The organism is Kitasatospora sp. NBC_00458, assembly GCF_036013975.1.
GTDB lineage: Bacteria > Actinomycetota > Actinomycetes > Streptomycetales > Streptomycetaceae > Kitasatospora.
This window is the reverse complement of the sequence record NZ_CP107904.1, coordinates 17,358-34,153: the sequence shown is the minus strand read 5'-3', so window position 1 is coordinate 34,153 and position 16,796 is coordinate 17,358. Positions and strand designations below refer to the sequence as shown.

15 protein-coding genes and 1 pseudogene are annotated in these 16,796 nt (G+C 74.4%); 8 read left to right on the top strand and 8 right to left on the bottom strand.

The genetic code is table 11. The features are described 5' to 3' along the window. The first annotated feature begins 34 nt into the window (after positions 1-34). The 3 genes from OG550_RS00165 to OG550_RS00155 all read left to right on the top strand — a co-directional run bounded on the left by OG550_RS00165 (position 35) and on the right by OG550_RS00155 (position 2,504). Positions 35-490, top strand: a complete 456-nt coding sequence (locus OG550_RS00165; protein WP_327673220.1) for a MarR family winged helix-turn-helix transcriptional regulator — start codon at positions 35-37, stop codon at positions 488-490. A 200-nt stretch (positions 491-690) separates the two neighbouring features. Continuing rightward, entirely contained in the window at positions 691-1,743 is a 1,053-nt protein-coding gene (locus OG550_RS00160) for a TIGR03617 family F420-dependent LLM class oxidoreductase (protein ID WP_327673217.1), read from the top strand. An 83-nt stretch (positions 1,744-1,826) separates the two neighbouring features. After that, positions 1,827-2,504 carry a maleylpyruvate isomerase N-terminal domain-containing protein gene (locus OG550_RS00155; RefSeq protein ID WP_327673215.1) on the top strand — a complete coding sequence of 226 codons (678 nt, stop codon included), beginning with the start codon at positions 1,827-1,829 and terminating at the stop codon, positions 2,502-2,504. 92 nt (positions 2,505-2,596) lie between these two features. Here the strand turns inward: OG550_RS00155 and OG550_RS00150 are convergent, their stop codons facing one another. The 3 genes from OG550_RS00150 to OG550_RS00140 all read right to left on the bottom strand — a co-directional run bounded on the left by OG550_RS00150 (position 2,597) and on the right by OG550_RS00140 (position 4,950). Further along, positions 2,597-3,472 (bottom strand): GNAT family N-acetyltransferase, encoded by an 876-nt coding sequence (locus tag OG550_RS00150; RefSeq protein ID WP_327673213.1) that lies wholly within the window; start codon positions 3,470-3,472, stop codon positions 2,597-2,599. A gap of 105 nt (positions 3,473-3,577) precedes the next feature. After that, entirely contained in the window at positions 3,578-4,273 is a 696-nt protein-coding gene (locus OG550_RS00145; RefSeq protein WP_327673211.1) for a ScbR family autoregulator-binding transcription factor, read from the bottom strand. Between the two features lie 272 nt (positions 4,274-4,545). Continuing rightward, positions 4,546-4,950, bottom strand: a complete 405-nt coding sequence (locus tag OG550_RS00140) for a RidA family protein (protein ID WP_327673209.1) — start codon at positions 4,948-4,950, stop codon at positions 4,546-4,548. 131 nt (positions 4,951-5,081) lie between these two features. Between OG550_RS00140 and OG550_RS32690 the strand changes: the two genes are divergently transcribed. Beyond that, a complete protein-coding gene (locus tag OG550_RS32690; RefSeq protein ID WP_442906118.1) occupies positions 5,082-5,768 on the top strand; it encodes a C40 family peptidase in 687 nt (228 codons plus the stop codon). 162 nt (positions 5,769-5,930) lie between these two features. Here OG550_RS32690 and thrS read toward each other — a convergent pair. The 3 genes and pseudogenes from thrS to OG550_RS00125 all read right to left on the bottom strand — a co-directional run. Beyond that, positions 5,931-7,250: pseudogene (gene thrS / locus OG550_RS00135) on the bottom strand (threonine--tRNA ligase); the annotation flags it as partial. A gap of 342 nt (positions 7,251-7,592) precedes the next feature. Next, complete coding sequence (locus tag OG550_RS00130; protein ID WP_327673207.1) at positions 7,593-8,315, bottom strand: leucine-rich repeat domain-containing protein; 723 nt, start codon at positions 8,313-8,315, stop codon at positions 7,593-7,595. After that, positions 8,312-8,551, bottom strand: a complete 240-nt coding sequence (locus OG550_RS00125) for a hypothetical protein (protein WP_327673205.1) — start codon at positions 8,549-8,551, stop codon at positions 8,312-8,314. Before OG550_RS00125 ends, OG550_RS00130 begins: the two co-directional genes overlap by 4 nt. Before the next feature lie 232 nt (positions 8,552-8,783). Between OG550_RS00125 and OG550_RS00120 the strand changes: the two genes are divergently transcribed. Continuing rightward, complete coding sequence (locus OG550_RS00120; RefSeq protein WP_327673203.1) at positions 8,784-10,931, top strand: HelD family protein; 2,148 nt, start codon at positions 8,784-8,786, stop codon at positions 10,929-10,931. A gap of 196 nt (positions 10,932-11,127) precedes the next feature. On the opposite strand, the gene lpdA is transcribed toward OG550_RS00120, so the two are convergent. Further along, entirely contained in the window at positions 11,128-12,540 is a 1,413-nt protein-coding gene (gene lpdA / locus OG550_RS00115) for a dihydrolipoyl dehydrogenase (RefSeq protein WP_327673201.1), read from the bottom strand. A 196-nt stretch (positions 12,541-12,736) separates the two neighbouring features. Continuing rightward, on the bottom strand, positions 12,737-14,242 hold the full coding sequence (locus tag OG550_RS00110; protein WP_442906117.1) for a M28 family metallopeptidase: 1,506 nt from the start codon (positions 14,240-14,242) through the stop codon (positions 12,737-12,739). Between the two features lie 229 nt (positions 14,243-14,471). Between OG550_RS00110 and OG550_RS00105 the strand changes: the two genes are divergently transcribed. From OG550_RS00105 to OG550_RS00095, 3 genes are all read left to right on the top strand, one after another. Beyond that, positions 14,472-14,648 carry an antitoxin gene (locus OG550_RS00105; RefSeq protein ID WP_327673199.1) on the top strand — a complete coding sequence of 59 codons (177 nt, stop codon included), beginning with the start codon at positions 14,472-14,474 and terminating at the stop codon, positions 14,646-14,648. A gap of 248 nt (positions 14,649-14,896) precedes the next feature. Continuing rightward, the gene (locus OG550_RS00100) at positions 14,897-15,382 is read left to right on the top strand and encodes a cation:proton antiporter regulatory subunit (RefSeq protein ID WP_327673197.1); all 486 of its coding nucleotides are present in this window, start codon (positions 14,897-14,899) and stop codon (positions 15,380-15,382) included. Between the two features lie 4 nt (positions 15,383-15,386). Beyond that, positions 15,387-16,745, top strand: a complete 1,359-nt coding sequence (locus OG550_RS00095) for a cation:proton antiporter (protein WP_327673195.1) — start codon at positions 15,387-15,389, stop codon at positions 16,743-16,745. Positions 16,746-16,796: the final 51 nt, after the last annotated feature.

The following is a 16,796-nucleotide window of genomic DNA, read 5'->3' as shown; positions in this document are numbered from 1 at the left end:
GAGCTGCGAGGGAACGGACGGGAAGGACGACGACATGGGCGGCCCCACGGACGAGGTCGCGTTCGAGTACATGGTGCTCAGCCGGCACCACTACCTGAGCCCCTCCGGCGCCCGCCCGCAGGGGAGCCGGCTGGACCGCTCCGCGTACATCCTGCTCAGCCGGATCCGCGTGCAGGGCCCGATGTCGATCGGCGAGCTGAGCGACGCGTTCGGACTCGACGCCTCCACCCTCAACCGGCAGACCGCCGCCATGACCCGCGCCGGACTGGTCGAACGGATCCCCGACCCCGACGGCGGGATGGCCCGCAAGTTCCGCGTCACCGAGGAGGGCGACCGCCGGCTCGACGAGGACCGCGCGGCCCACGCGAACGCCCTCGACCTCGTGATGGCCGACTGGCCCGCCGAGGACGTCGCCGCCTTCGCCGCCTACCTGCGGCGCTTCAACACCGGCATCGAACAGCTCGACGGACACCCCTGGCCCAGGCCGTAGGGGGCCGCCCCGCTCCGGGACGCCACGAGGCCGGCGGCGGACGGCGTGCGGCACGGGAAGCGGGTGGCGTGCGGCGTGCGACGCCCGGCGAGTGGCGTGCGACGCCCGGCGGGTGGCGGACGGCGGCCGGGGCATGCGGGATGCACGCGGCGTGGGAGGCTACCGGTGCAGAGCACCCCGTCCGACCAGGAGCCGACACCATGGACCGCCCGCAGGCCGCCGCCTTCCGTCTCGACGCCACCGCCTCCGGGCACCCGGCGGGCATCCTCGACGCCGCCGAGCAGGCCGAACGGCGGGGCGTGGACCGGCTGGTGGTCTCCGAGACCGCCTACGACCCGTTCCTCCAGCTGGCCCGCGCGGCCGACCGCACCAGCACCATCGAACTGGCCACCGGCGTCGCCGTCGCACTCGCCCGGACCCCGATGACCCTCGCCTACCAGGCCTGGGGCCTGCACGCGGCCTCCGGCGGACGGGCCGTCATCGGCCTCGGCTCCCAGGTCAAGCCGCACATCGAGAAGCGCTTCGGGATGCCCTGGGACCGCCCCGCCGCACGGATGGGCGAGTACGTCCACGCCGTGCGGGCGATCTGGCGGAGCTGGCAGACCGGTGAACGGCTGCGCTTCCGCGGCGACTTCTACCGGCACACCGTGATGACACCGGTCTTCTCCCCCGACCCCGTCCCGGCCGGGGTGCCCCGGATCCTGCTGGCCGGCGTCGGACCGCTGATGGTCCGCACCGCCGGGGCGGTCGCGGACGGCTTCCTCAGCCATCCGTTCACCTCGGTCGACTACCTCGCCGGGCAGGTGCTGCCCGCCCTCGCGGAGGAGCGCGGCCGGGCCGAGGCCGAGGGCGCGGCATGGACCGACCGGCCGTTCGAGGTCGTCGGCAACGTGCTCACCGCGACCGGCCGGACCGAGGAGGAGCTGCGCGCCAACGTGGCCGGCGTCCGCGAACGGCTCGCGTTCTACGCCTCGACGCCCGCCTACCGCCCGGTGCTCGCCCGGCACGGCTGGGAGGAGCTGCACGAGGAACTGCACCGGATGTCGCTGCGCGGGCGCTGGCAGGAGATGGCGGCGCTGATCGACGACCGGGTCTTCGACACCTTCGCCGTCGCCGGCGAGGTCGGGCAGGTCGCGCGCGAGATCCACCGGCGGTACGCGGGCCTGGCCACCCGGATCTCGGTCAGCCTGCCGGAGGACGCCGCGCCGGAGCTGGGCCTGGACGTGCTGGACGCCCTCCGCGCGCTGGGCTGAGACCCGCCGGACAGCCGGCTCCCGCCCACGCCGCGGGCTACGGTGGGCCCGGATCCGTACGGCGAGGCGGGAGGAGCGGGGCGATGGAGCACAGGTCGCAAGACCCGGCGGAGCAGCCGGCGGAGCAGCCGGCGGACCACCGGAACGACCGGGACCGGGCGCTGTTGGCCGTGCTGTGGGCGAGCTGGGCCGACCGGGGGGCGGGGCTGGACGCGGAGCAGTGGGACCGGAGCACCCGGCTTCCCGGCTGGTCGGTGCGCGACCTGTACGCCCACGTGGCGCCCACCGCCGGGCTGTTCACCCGGATGCGGGAGGCCGTGGTCGACCGTCCGGCCGCGGTGACGCGCGGCTCCGCCGTCCTGCGCGCCTACAACAGGCCCGACGGCGTGGCGCACACCGCCGCCGACCTGGTCGCCGACGACGCCCGCACGCTCGCCGCGGCGGTCGGCGCCGAGGCGCTGGTGTCCCGGTTCGCCACCGGGGGACCGGAGGCGCTGGCCGCGATCGCGGACCTGGCGCCGACGACCGTGATCGCCCACCCGTTGCTCGGCACGGTCACCCTGGGCGCGCTCGCCGAGGTCGCGGTGATGGAGGCGACCGTCCACCTGCTCGACCTCACGGCGGCGGTCGGCGGTCCACCGCCCCCGGACAGCGCGCTGCACGCCACCCGCGCCCTGCTGGCCGAGGTCGCCGATCCGGTGGAGTTCATCGAGGCCGCGACGGGACGGACCCGCGCCGCGGTACTGCCGGTCATCCGCTGAACCGCCGTGCCACCACGGCGGCGGTCGCCGGGCCGGTGCACCGGACCGGCCCGGGCCCCGTGCCGGGCCCGCGGCGACCGTGGGCAGCGCCCTCAGCCGCCGTAGTGGTACGGCGTCGCCGTGGTCAGGGCCGCGAAGCCCAGGCGCTCCAGGATCGGGCGGCTCTGCGGCGAGGCGTCCACCCGCAGGTACTCGTAGCCCAGTTCGTCCGCCAGCCGGGCCCGGTGCGCGACGAGGGCGCGGTAGACGCCCCGGCCCCGCCACGCCTCGACCGTGCCGCCGCCCCACAGGCCCGCGAAGCCCGTCCCCGGGTGCAGTTCCATCCGCGCCGCGCTCACCGGCACCTCGCGCCCGTCCACCTCGGCCAGGGCGAGGTGGACCCGCAGGGTGTCGGGGGATTCGGCGAGGTGGGCCAGGATGCGGCGGCGCAGCCGCGAGCCGTCCGTGCCGAAGGCCTGCTCGTGGACGTCCACGACCTCGTCGACCCCGGCCTCGTCGGTGACCTCGCGCAGCGTGATGCCGGCGTCCCCCGGAGCGGCCGTCCCGGCCGGACCGGCCAGCAGTGCGGCGACCTCCGCGACCATCAGCGTCTCGGGTTCGTCCGGGGTGAAGCCGGCGGCGAGCAGGCGGTCGCCGAGGTCGGCGGGGCGGTCGTGGCCGTACAGCGTCCACTCGAAGTCCTGGCCGAGCGCGGTGAAGTACGCGATCTGTTCGGCGATGACGCGGTCGGCGGGCCGGGCGCCGCCGTCGGTACGGGTGTCGGGGCCGGTGTCAGGGCCGGTGTCGGTGTCGGTGTCGGTGTCGGTGTCGGTGCCGAGGTCCGACCAGAGCACGCCGTTCCAGACGCTGTCCGGGCCGCTCTGCCGCACCACGCCGCCGATGTGCTCGACGCGTGCCGCCGGGGACTCGGGGCGTGCCCCGCGCCGCATGCGTTCGTCGACCAGGGCGAGAAGTTCTTCATGATCCATAGCGGCACACCCCATCACCGCGCAGATCCGTTGGCAAGCGAAATAGTACTCTCCGGTCGAGGGCCGACTACGCTCCGGAGTCGCGCGGAACCACCAGGGCTGCGGTCAGGGCTCCCTCCGAAAACCGGACGTGCTGTCGTTTTCCGCGGTTCCATCGCCGCCGGCTGCGGCCGCCATCTCCGCGACCACCCGTGCGCCGCGGTCCGCCGCCAGGTCGAGGCAGGCCAGTACGCCGGGGACGGCGACGCTCGGCATCAGGTGCCGGTACAGCGTGGCGACCCGCACGGCGAGGTCCGCACGGCCCGTGAACCGCTGCGACTGGAGCTGCACACCCACCCAGGACGCCGTCATCAGCGCGGCCGTGTCGGCCGGCACGACGTGCGGCAACAGCTCGCCCCGCTCCCCCGCGGCCACCAGCAGCCGTTCCAGCCGGGCGATCCAGCCCGGGGCGGCGTCGACGCCGAGGCTGCCGTCCGCGCCCTGGTCCACCGAGAGCCGCACACCGGCGCTGAGCATCGGGTCGGTGGGGATCAGGTGCGTGACGACCATCCCGGTGTCCACGAACTCCTGGAGCTTGCACGCCCGCTCGGGAACGGCCTCACTGGCGTACTGCGCCTCTATGACGCCCTGGGCCAGCTCCCGCTTCGAGGCGAAGTGGAAGTAGACGGCTCCCCGGGTCACTCCCGCGCGGGCCACCACCTCTCCGATGGTCGCCCCCTCGTACCCGAACTCGTCGAACACCGAGGCCGCCGCCTCCAGAATCAGCCGCCGCGTCCGCAGCGCCCGCTCCTGTCGCGCCATCACGACCACCCCCCACCGAAACAAAACCAAACAGTCCGTATCGTACGCGGCACCGGTCGTCCCCCAGGTCCGCCGACAGGGCGGCGGGCGGCGGTGACTGTGCACTCAGCGTCAGAGAATACCGACCATGCGGTCTGGTACCAGTAGGGAGACCTCCTCCAGTCGGCCACGGGGTGAACTCCCCGCGAGCCGGACCGCCCCGGCCGCCGCAGTGCGACCGGGGACGGGGCCGGAAGCGGCACCGGGATCGGGACCGGGGCGGCCCGCGCCCGTCAGCGCAGCACCGCGACCGCCTCGACCTCGACAAGCTGGTCGTGGTAGCCGAGGACGCTCACCCCGACCAGGGTGCTCGGCACGTCGTGGTCACCGAGGTACTCCCGGTAGACCTCCCAGGCGGTCACCAGATCGCTCTGCCGGGCCGAGGCGACGTAGACCGTGGTGCGGACCAGGTCGGTCAGCGCCGCGCCCTCGTCCTCCAGCACGGTTATCAGGTTCCGCATCACCTGGTGGGCCTGGCCCGCGTAGTCCCCGACCGCCACGGTGCGGCCCTCGGTGTCGAGGGGGCAGGCGCCGGCGAGCCAGAGTGAGCGGACCGGCGCGTCGACGGCGGCCGCGTACGCGTAGTCCACGGCCTGGGTGAGCCGGTGGTTGCGGATCAGCTTGACGGCACTGCTCATGAGGTCCTCCGAGGTGGCGGCGGGCGGTTCCGCCGCCATCGTTGGCGCGCCGTCGGCGGAGGGTCAAACGCTTTACGGCGGCGGGCCGGGCGGCAGCGGCCCGGCCACCCACGAATTCACCGTTCCGGGTGATGGCGGCTCGCGGACCGCGGCCGGGATCCTGGTGGCCCGCCGACGACCGAGGAGTTCCCGTGCCGTTCCCGCCACCCGCCCAGGAGATGGGCCGCCGCCGGATCCTGGAGCTGGCCCTGGGGGCCGGCGTCGCCCCCGCCCTGGGCGCCGGGGCGGCGGGCACCGCAGCCGCCGCAGCCACCACCCGGTCCGCTCCCGCCCGGGCCGACTCCCCGGAGCAGGCCCTGGGCCGCCGGGTGGCCGCCGAGGCCGCCGCCCAGATCGGCGTGCCCTACGCCTGGGGCGGCGGCGACCGGCTGGGCGCCGGCCTCGGCTTCTGCGACGAGGAGAACGGCTACCTCGACGGCCGGTGCCTGGGCGAGAGCACCGTCGGCTTCGACTGCAGCGGCCTGACGCTGTACTGCTGGTACCGGGCGAGCGGTGGCGGGGTGGAGCTGGCGCACTACACCGTCGCGCAGTACCACCGGTCCGCCCCGGTGGCGCGGGCCGACCTGCTCCCCGGCGACCTGCTGTTCTTCTCCCGGCCGGACGCGCCGCTGCACCACGTGGGCCTCTGGGTGGGAGAGGGCGCGATGATCCACGCCGAACGCACCGGCACGCTCGTCGCCCGGGTCGAGAACGTCCTCGACCTGCCGCGCTGGGCCGGCGAGTTCGCCGGTGCCCGCCGCCCGCTGCCGCTCGGCTGACGCCCGGACCGGCGGGCCGGGGGCGGGGGCGGGGGCGCGTCTCCGCCCACCCCCTCCGCAACGGCCCCGCCACCCGGTCCGCCGGTCCGCCGGTCCGCCGCCCCGCCGCCAGCCGTCAGCCGTCAGCCGTCCGCCGTCCGATGCCCGGTCGGCGGACGGCTCGTCCCAGAGTTCGGGGGCGCACGCGTCCACCCGTGCCACGATCCGGGCCAGTGCCTCGGCGGCGGGCAGCGGGTCGAGCCGCCGTCCGTCCCGCAGCCGCAGCGCGACCAGGCCGTCCGCGGCCTCCCGGCGCCCGATGACCGCCTGGTACGGGACCAGCCGGGACTCGCGGATCCGGGCGCCCAGGCTCCCCCGGTCGGGCCCGGCGACCTCGGCCCGCAGCCCCAGGTCCAGGCAGCGCTCGCGGAGTCGCCCGGCCTGCGCCCGCTCGGCCTCGGAGAGCGGCAGCAGGACCAGCTGGGTCGGGGCCAGCCAGGCCGGGAAGGCCCCGCCGTACAGCTCGATCAGGTGGGCGACGACCCGTTCGACGCTGCCGATCACGCTGCGGTGGACCATCACCGGCCGGTGCGCGGACCCGTCCGGTCCGGTGTACCGGAGCCCGAACCGCTCCGGCTGGTGGAAGTCGATCTGCACGGTGGAGAGGGTCGACTCGCGCCCGGCGGCGTCGGCGATCTGGACGTCGATCTTCGGACCGTAGAACGCGGCCTCCCCCTCCACCGCCTCGAACGGCACGCCCGAGCGCTGCAGCACCTCGGTCAGCAGCGCGGTGGCCCGCTCCCAGAGCGCCGGGTCGGCCACGTACTTGCCGCCCGCGCCCGGCAGCGAGAGGCGGTGGCGGACCGGCCGGATCCCGAGCGCCCGGTGCGCCTCGCCGATCAGCTCCAGCGCGGCGAGCGCCTCGTCCCCCGCCTGCCCGGGGGTGCAGAAGACGTGCGCGTCGTTCAGCTGGATCGCCCGGACCCTGGTCAGCCCGCCCAGCACCCCGGACGGCTCGGATCGGAACATGCCGCCCAACTCGGCGATCCTGAGGGGGAGTTCTCGGTAGCTTCGGGCCCGGGAACGGTAGATCAGCGCATGGTGCGGGCAGAGGCTGGGCCGGAGCACGACCTGCTCGGCGCCGAGGTCCATCGGCGCGAACATGTCGTCGCGGTAGTGCTGCCAGTGGCCGGAGATCTCGTAGAGCTCGCGTTTGCCGAGCACCGGCGAGTACACGTGGCGGTAGCCGGCGCGCCGCTCCCGGTCGCGGATGAACTCCTCCAGGGCGTGCCGGATCTCGGCGCCGTCGGGCAGCCAGTACGGCAGGCCGGCGCCGATCAGCGGATCGGTGCCGAAGAGGTCGAGCTCGCGGCCCAGCCGGCGGTGGTCGGCGGCGCGTCGACCGCCGGACGGGTCGGCGTGCGGATGGTCGGGGTGCGGGCTGCCGGCGTGCGGGCGGCCTGCGTGCGCGGGGTCGCCGCACCCGGCGGGGCGGTCGTCCACGGCGTCACCGTTCACGGCGGGATCGTCCACGGCGGGGGCGTCCACGGAGGTGCGGCTCACGGCAGGGTGCTTCACGGCAGGGTGCTTCACGGCGGGACGGTTCACGGCGGGGCGGTTCATGGCGGTCTCCACTCGGGTCTGCTCGGATCAGCGGGCGAGTGGACCGGCACGACGAAGCCCCGGGGCACTCGCCCCGGGGCTTCGGACCAGTTCAGCAGTCAGCGCACCGGGACTCTCTCCGGCGTCGTCGTCAGGACGGCAGCAGCGCGCTTCATGAAACCCACGGTAACAGGGGCTCCGCAGCTCCGCGAAGGGATTACCGCCCGCCGCCCGCACCGTCCCTCACCGGAGGACCACGCAGCCGCGCGAGGCCAGGGCGGCAAGCAGCCGGGGCGCGGGCTTGAGGTCGTTCCACCGCAGGTCGAGCTTCTCCAGGGCGGGCAACTCGGCGAGCCAGTTGGGGAGTTCGGTGATCAGATTGGCGCGCAGGTCGAGCCGGCGCAGCAGCGGGAGGCCGGCCAGTGCCGCCGGCACGGCGGCGAGGGCGTTCTCCCGCAGGTCGAGTTCGCGCAGTTCGCGGAGGCCGGCGAAGGACTGCGGCAGGGCGGTCAGCGCGTTTCCGCGGAGCCAGAGTTCGCGCAGCGAGCGGAGGGCGCCCAGCGAGTCGGGCAGCGAGGTGAGCCGGTTGTGCTGGGCGCGGAGCTCGACCAGGCCGGTGAGGGAGCCGATCTCGTCCGGGAGGCGGACGATCCGGTTCTCGCCGACGTTGAGGTAGCGCAGGGCGGTGAGCCGGCCGAGCGCCGCCGGGAGGCCGGTGAGCGCGTTGTCGTGCAGGTAGAGGAAGTCCGTGAGCCCCACGAGGTCGCCGATCTCCTCGGGCACGGCCGTGAGCCGGTTGTGGCCGACGTCGAAGGTGCGCAGCCGGCTCAGTCGGCGCACGGCGGGCGGGAGTTCGGCGATTCCGGTCTCGGCCAGGATCAGGACCGTCAGATCGGTGCGGTCCCAGACCTCCGCGGGGACGGTGCCGAGGTGCTGCCGCCAGAGGTTGAGCGTGGTGTCGGTCACCCGGCCATTCTCCCGTGCACGCGGGTGGGGCGGTGCACCGGGTGGGTGCGGCGGGGCCCGGCGCGGTGCGGTGCGGTGCGGGCGGACGGGTGCCGCCCCGGGCGGATGCTATCGGCGCTCTCGCCGACCACGGTGAGGTCCGGCTCGGCGTCGAGCACGGCGGCGGTGCCGGCCCGCACCATGGCCTGGTCGTCGGCGGCCGGCGTGGTCGTGGGCGGGTCGTCCGGGAGGTCCACTGGGTCTGCCGCCGCCTGGTGCCGGTCGGACCGCGGCGGCCGGGGCGGGCGCACCGCCCCGCGGGGCGTGGTGGTCGACGGACCGTCAGTCGGGCGGCGCGGCAAGGGCCCCGGTGTTCCCCGACCGGCCGGGACCTGGTCGCCGAGGACTCAGGAACCCGTGGAAGTCAAGGGTTACGTTCGGCGGCGATCCACCGCATAGTGGTGCGCCGGACCGAGAGGAGGACCTGTCTTGTCGCAGGTCAGTGACAGTGCCGTGCGTGTGGTGGAAGCCGAGCGAGCCGAGGTGTCCGCCGTGTACGGGCTGCTCGACGAACGCCTGGCCGATGTGCGGGTGCGGTTGGCGCAGGTGCTGGCGACGGTGCCCGGGGGTGCGGGTGAGATGCACGAACGGGAGCTCACCGCTGGGCGGTTGGCGACCGAGGTGCGCCGCCTGGAGGGTGCGGGGGAAGGCCTCGTCTTCGGCCGGATCGACGCCGGGGACGGCCTCGTGCTGCGGATCGGACGGATCGGCCTGCACGTCGAGGACGCCGACCTCCCGGTCCTGGTGGACTGGCGGGCGGACGCCGCGCGGCCCTTCTACGAGGCGACGGCGGTCCATCCGATGGGGCTGCGCCGGCGCCGCCACCTGCGGACGGCCGACCGCACGGTCGTCGGGGTCAGCGACGAACTGCTCGACGGCTCCGCGCCCACCGAGGACGACGTGATCGGCGACAGCCCGCTGACCGAGACGCTGCAGGCCCGGCGCACGGGCCGGATGGGCGCTGCGGTCGCCACCCTCCAGGCGGAGCAGGACGCGATCGTCCGCTCGGCGCACCGGGGGGTGACGGTGGTCCAGGGCGGTCCCGGCACCGGCAAGACGGTGGTCGCGCTGCACCGGGCCGCCTACGTGCTCTACGCGTTCCCGAAGGCCGCCGAGCGCGGTGTGCTGGTGCTCGGGCCGAACACGCGGTTCCTCGACTACATCTCGCAGGTGCTGCCCTCGCTCGGGGAGAACGACGTCGTGCTGGCCACCTGCGCCGACCTGGCCGGTGTCGAGCCGGCGGCCGCGGACGGGGCGGACGTGGCGCGGCTGAAGGGCGGTGCGGTGCTGGCCGACGCGCTGGCGGAACTGGTGCGCTCCCGGCAGGCGCCGGAGGGCGGCTTCACCGTGCGCTCGGGCCAGGAGTGGGTGGAGCTGACGGAGCAGGAGGTCGGCTGGGCCAGGGACTCGGCGGCGCGCAGCGGCCTGGGGCACAACCCGGCCCGGCAGTTCTTCAAGGAACAGCTGGTCGACGCCGCCACGGACGCGCTGGAGCGGGGCACCGGGGCGGTGCTGGAGCTCATCGACGCCCAGGTGGCGCAGCTCACGGGCATCGACCTGGACCGGACCGCGGCGGCGGACCTGCGTCACCTCGGCCTCGACGGCGGGCCGTCGTTCGACACGGCCGACGCGTTCGACGCGGACGCCGTCCGGGCCGCCCTGATGGACGACCTCGGGGTCGAGCGGGCGGTGGAGGCGCTCTGGCCCCGTCTGCGGGCCGAGGACCTCGTCCGGGACCTGCTGGGCTCGGCCGGTCTCGCGGCCCGGTACCTGCCGCAGCTCTCCGACGGGGAGCGGGCCCTGCTGCTGCGGGACCGGGGTGCCCCGTGGACGGCGGCCGACGTGCCGCTGCTGGACGAGGCGGCGTGTCTGCTGGAGGGGCCGCCGCAGCGCACGTACGGGCACGTGGTGGTCGACGAGGCGCAGGAGTTCACCGCGATGCAGTGGCGGATGGTGGCCCGGCGGTGCCCGGCCAGGTCGATGACGCTGGTCGGCGACTTCGCGCAGGCGGGCCCGGCGACGACCGCGCGCGGCTGGGAGGAGGCGCTGACCCCGCAGCTCGGTCCGCGGTTCGCCCTCGACACGCTGACCGTCAGCTACCGCACCACCGAGGAGATCCTCGCCACCACCCGCGATCTGCTGGCCCGGATCGCCCCGGGCCAGCGGCCGAGCCGCTCGATCCGCCACGGCGAGGTGCCGCGCACCGTCACCGCGGCGGCCGGGGGACTCGCCGCCGCGGTCGTCGGGGAGGCGGAGGAGCAGCTGCGGGAGCACCCGGGGGACCTGGTCGGCGTGGTCTGCGCGGACGCGCGGGTCGCGGAGCTGGCGGCGCTGCTGCCCGGCGGCGTCCAGCTGGTGCCCGCTTCGCAGGCGCGGGGGCTGGAGTTCGACGGCGTCGTGGTCGTCGACCCGGCGGAGATCACGGGGGCGCACCCCGGTGGGGAGCGGGACCTCTACGTCGCGCTCACCCGGGCCACCAAGCGCCTCACCACGGTCACGGCCGACGCCGCTGTCGGTGCCGGTGCTGTGGGCGCGTGCGGCGCGGACGAGCGCCCCGGGGTCGTCCGGCCGAACTGAGGCCGGAGGACGGGCGGCCCGCACGGGCGACCCGGACGGGCGGGGCACGCGGGCGAGTCCCGGTGCCCCGTCCGGCAGCACGGCGGCCACCGGGAGCGGCGGCGGGGGCGGCGGGGGCGGGGGGCGAGGTTCGGCGGGGCCCACCCGGCGGGGGTGGGCGGCACGCGGCGGGCGGGCCCCGGTCCGGACCCGGGAATCACATGTTGATCATGTGCCCGGCCAGCCCGTGGATCGCCTCCTTGACGGCCTCGCCGAGGGTCGGGTGGGCGTGGACGTTGCGGGCCACCTCGTGCACCGTGAGGTCCCACTGCTGGGCCAGGGTCAGCTCCGGCAGCAGTTCGGTGACCTCGGGGCCGATCAGGTGGGCGCCGAGCAGTTCGCCGTGCCTGCCGTCGCTGATGACCTTGACGAAGCCGATCGGGTGGCCGAGGCCGTGCGCCTTGCCGTTGGCGGTGAACGGGAACTTGGCGACCTTGACGTCGTGGCCGAGTTCGCGGGCCTGCGCCTCGGTGTAGCCGAAGCTGGCGATCTGCGGCTGGCAGTAGGTGGCGCGCGGGATCATCACGAAGTCCAGCTCCATGGTCTCCGCGCCCGCGATGGTCTCGGCCGCGATGACGGCCATCGACTCGGCGGCGTGGGCCAGCATCAGCTTGGCGGTGACGTCGCCGATGGCGAAGATGTGCTCGACGTTGGTCCGGCCGCGGCCGTCGACGGCGATCGCGCCGCGCTCGGTGAGCTTGACGCCGGTGTTCTCCAGGCCGTAGCCGTTGACGCGCGGCGCGAAGCCGATCGCCTGGAGCACCTTGTCGGCCTCCAGGACCTGCTGCCGCCCGTCCTTGGTGGTGACGGTGACGCGGACCTTGGCGGCCGGGTCCTTGTCGTCGATCGAGTCGACGCGGGTGGAGGTGAGCACCTCGATGCCGAGCTTGCGGTACTGCTTGGCGAGTTCGGCGGAGACCTCGGCGTCCTCCAGCGGCACCATCCGGTCCAGGAACTCGACGATGGTGACCTTCACGCCGTAGTTGTGGAGCACGTAGGCGAACTCGACGCCGATCGCGCCCGCACCCGCGATGACGATGCTGCCGGGCAGGTCCTCGGTGAGGATCTGCTCCTCGTAGGTGACCACGCGGTCGCTGAGGGCGGTGCCGGGGAGCAGCCGGGTGGAGGCGCCGGCGGCGATGATGCAGTGGTCGAAGGTGACGAGCTCGAAGCCGCCGCCGTTGAGCGCGACCTGGAGGGTGCGGTCGTCGACGAAGGTGCCGCGGCCGTCGTACTCGGTGATGCCGTTCTTCTTCATCAGGTAGTGGACGCCCTTGACGCGGCCGTCGGCGACGGTGCGGCTGCGCTTGAAGGCCTCGCTGTAGTCGAAGGTGACCTGGCCCTCGATCCGGATGCCGAAGGTCTTGGCCTCCTTGGTGACGATGTGCGCGAGCTCGGCGTTGCGCAGCAGTGCCTTGGAGGGGACGCAGCCGACGTTCAGACAGACGCCGCCCCAGTACTTCGACTCGATGACGGCGGTCTTCAGGCCGAGCTGGGCCGAACGGACGGCCGCGGTGTAGCCGCCGGGGCCCGCGCCGAGGACGACGACGTCGTAGTGCGTGCTGCTCATGGTGCTGACTCCTCCGAGGGTGTCACGGTGACGTGATCTCGGTGCCATGGTGTCAGGCGCCCGGGCGGCGCACCCATCGGGCCCCGGCCTCCCGGACGCCCGCGGCCGGACCGCCCGCGGGGCCGCTCCTCGCGGGTCCGGCCCCCGTCCGCACGCGGAGGGGGCCGGTCCGGGGCCTGCGGCCGCGCGGGGCGGGTCAGGCGTCGACCTCGTGGGTGTGGCCCTCGTGGAGGCCGCCGCCGCTGCCCGCCTGGCCGTCGGTGTGCTGGGGCGGGACGGGCGCGTGGAGCGACGAGAGGTCCCACGCGTAGGTGCCGACGGAGTCGGCGATGACGGCGATGTTGACGTCGAAGGCGGCGAGGTCGAGGTTCTCGATGTCGTCGCAGGCCTGGTGGTAGCACTTGTCGAAGGCGACCCCCGCGGTGCCGCCGTACCGGGCGGCCTGGGCGGCGGTCTTGACCACCTCGGCGCCGGTGTCCGTGCCGCCGGCCGGGATGCCGGCCTCGATGAACGGCCCGTAGTCGGAGCGGCCGGTGAAGTCGGTGCCCTCGTGCGGGACGTCCCAGTCGTCGAGGAAGGCGGCGATGCGGCGCTCCAGCTGGGCGGAGCCGTCCGGGCCCGGTCCCGCGCCGACGTGGTCGGAGTCGTCGCCGTCGTAGATGAACTGGGCGGAGTTGGGCGAGGCGATCATGTCGAAGTTCAGGTAGAGCTTGATCTTCTGCTTCTCGGCGTCGGAGAGCGAGTTCACGTAGGCCTCGGAGCCCTTGAGGCCGAACTCCTCGGCGGACCACCAGGCGAACCTCACCTTGTTCCCGACGGGCCGGGTGCCGAGGTTCTTGGCGACCTCCAGGATGCCCGCCGAGCCGGAGCCGTTGTCGTTGATGCCCGGGCCGGCCACCACGGAGTCGAGGTGGGACCCGATGACGACGGTGTTGTTCTCGTCGCCGCCGCGGGTCTCGGCGAAGACGTTCCAGGTCTTGCGCTTCTCCATGAAGGTGCGGACGTCGAGGGTGAGGGTCAGCGGGCCGGCCGCGGCCGTGGCGGCGAGCGCCTCGCCGGCGGCCTTGGAGATGCCGCCGGTCGGGATCCGGCCGGCCGTCGGGTCGACGAGGGTGCCGTTGAGGTCGCCGTCGATGTTGTTGTAGATGATCGCGCCGACGGCGCCGGCGTCGGCCGCCGCGGCCTGCTTGACCGCGAAGCTGCAGCCGCCGCGCCGGATCAGGGCGAGCTTGCCGGTGAACGCGCCGGGCGCGTAGTCGGCCGCCTCGCACCCGGGGGTGGCGTCGGCGGGGGCGACCGCGACCTGGGCGGTCAGGCCGCCGGCCGGGCCGCCGACCGAGTACGTCATGGCCTTCACCGGTACGTCCGCGCCCTGCGGGGAGACCTGGGCGAGCCGCTCGGACAGCGCCTGGAAGAACGTGTACTCGAACTCCTGCTTCGACACCTTCAGCCCGGCCCGGCGGGCCTGCTCGTAGATGTAGGAGGCCGACTGGTCGTGGCCGCGGGAGCCCGCCACCCGGTTGCCGCCGTTGCGGTCGGCGATGCGCTGGAGCGCTTCCAGGGTCTCGAAGGCCTCGTCGGCGCTGCTGTCGTCCACCAACCGGGCGGCCAGTTTGGCCCCCTTGCGGGCGGGGTCCGAGTCGGCGGCGGCGCTGCCGGTCCCGACCAGGAGCAGCGGGGTCACCAGCGCCGCGACCGCCAGCGCGGCGCCCGCCGTGCGGCGGGCGGTGGCGGCCCCGGGGCGGGGTGCAGCGGCCGGGCGACCGGTCCGAGCGTTCAAGGCGAGTCCTTCCGACGGTCCGTGGGACTCCCGATTTGACATGTTCGGAGACGCCTTGCCAACCCCGGCGCGCAAGCTGACCGGATGCGGACACCCCGGTGCACGGTGATGCTGGAGTGAGTGGGGCCGTCTCATCCAGGAGTGTGACCACATGTCCATGATGGACAAGCTCAAGCAGATGCTGAAAGGCCACGAGAGCCAGGCCGAGAAAGCCGTCGACAAGGGCGGTGACATGGTCGACGACCGGACGCAGGGCAAGTACAGCAACCACGTCGACACGGCCCAGGAGAAGCTGAAGGACCAGCTGCGCGACCAGCCTCCCCAGTAGGCCGCCGCCCCGGCAGTCCCCCCTCCGCACCGGCGGGCCGTCCCCGGCCGGTCGTCCTCCCCCGGTTCGAGGGGCCGTTTTCGGCCCCTCGAACCGGGGTGTCATTTTCGGACTTTACATACTCATTACTATTGATCCGGTTGCGCGTTCGCGTGTCACACGCGGTCAGGCACCGGCGTCCCCCTCGTGCTCCGGCGCGCCGGTGCCACGCGCGCCCGTGGAGCACCTTTGACGAGAGGACAGCCGCCGTGTCGATCCCCCGTGTCCGGACCACCCCGCTGCCCGGTGTCGGCGTCCAGTACGACCTCACCACCCGAGAACAACGGCACCTGTCCGTGATCGCCCACCGGGACGGCGCCCGCAGCCTCAACGTGTACCGCTCGGACGACCCCGACGCCTGCTCCCAGGCGTTCCGGCTCACCGCCGAGGAGTCCGCCGCACTGGTCGACGCCCTGACCCCCGCTCACCACAGCCCGGGCCTGCTGCACACCACCGACCTCGGCCTGGTCGCCGAGCGGCTCCCGGTCGAGGGCACCTCGTACTGGAACGGGCGGCTGCTCGGCGACACCCGGATGCGCACCGAGACCGGCGCCTCGATCGTCGCCGTGCTGCGGCGCACCGGCGCCGTGCCCTCCCCCGCCCCCGACTTCCGACTGGCCGGCGGCGACATCCTGATCGTCATCGGCACCCGCGAGGGCGTCGACGCGGCGGCCACGATCCTGGACCGGGAGTGATCGGATGCACACCGCCACCGTCTTCATCGAGCTCGGCTCGGTCATCCTGGTGCTCGGCCTGCTGGGCCGGATCGCCGGGCGGTACGGGTTCTCACCCATCCCGCTCTACCTGCTCGGCGGACTGGCGTTCGGCACGGGCGGGCTGCTGCCGCTGAGCGCCAGCGAGGAGTTCGTGGCCACCGGCGCCGAGATCGGCGTGGTCCTGCTGCTCCTGATGCTGGGCCTGGAGTACACCGCCGCCGACCTGGTGACCAACCTCAAGGCCCAGTACCCGGCCGGCGCGGTGGACTTCCTGTTCAACGCGACCCCCGGGGCGGCGGCCGCCCTCCTGCTCGGCTGGGGACCGGTGGCGGCGGTGGTGCTCGCCGGAGTGACCTGGATATCGTCCTCGGGGGTCATCGCCAAGGTGCTCGGCGACCTCGGGCGGCTCGGCAACCGGGAGACCCCGGTGATCCTCAGCATCCTGGTGCTGGAGGACCTCGCGATGGCGGTCTACCTGCCGATCCTGACCGCCCTGCTGGCCGGGGCCGGTCTGCTCGCGGGCTCGATCACCCTCGCCATCGCCCTGGCCACGGCCGGCGCGGTGCTCTTCGTCGCGCTCCGCTACGGGCGGCTGATCTCCCGCTTCGTCTCGCACGACGACCCGGAGAAGCTCCTGCTGGTGGTGCTCGGGCTGACCCTGCTGGTGGCGGGCATCGCCCAGCAGCTCCAGGTGTCGGCGGCGGTCGGCGCGTTCCTGGTCGGCATCGCCCTGTCCGGCGAGGCCGCCGAGGGCGCGCACACCCTGCTCAGCCCGCTGCGGGACCTCTTCGCCGCGGTGTTCTTCGTCTTCTTCGGCCTCAGCACCGATCCGACCAGCATCCCGCCGGTCCTGCTGCCGGCCCTGCTGCTGGCCTTGGTCACCGCACTGACCAAGGTCGCGACCGGCTACTGGGCGGCCCGGCGCGCGGGCATCGCCACGCGCGGGCGGTGGCGGGCCGGCGGGGCGCTGGTGTCCCGCGGGGAGTTCTCGATCGTCATCGCCGGCCTGGCCGTGACCGCCGGCATCGAGCCCGGTCTCGGTCCGCTGGCGACCGCGTACGTGCTCATCCTGGTGGTCACCGGGCCGCTGGCCGCGCGGTACACCCAGCCGGCCGTCGAGCGCCTGGGCAAGGTGCTGGGTCGGCAGCGGTGGGTGCCCGCGCGCACGGCCGGCACGGAACCGGCGCTGCTCCCCGGGCAGCCGGAGGCACCTGCGGCGGAAGCCGGGGCGAAGGCTCCCGAATCCGCGCCGGGCGCACCGGGCTCCGCACCCGCCGCACCGGCCGGACCGGATCCTGCGGCGGCCGAGTCCGGCCACACGCTCGACGGGCTGGCGCGCTGACGCCCCACCCTTCTCCGCTTCCGGGCCCTGGGGCGGGTCACCGTCGGTGAC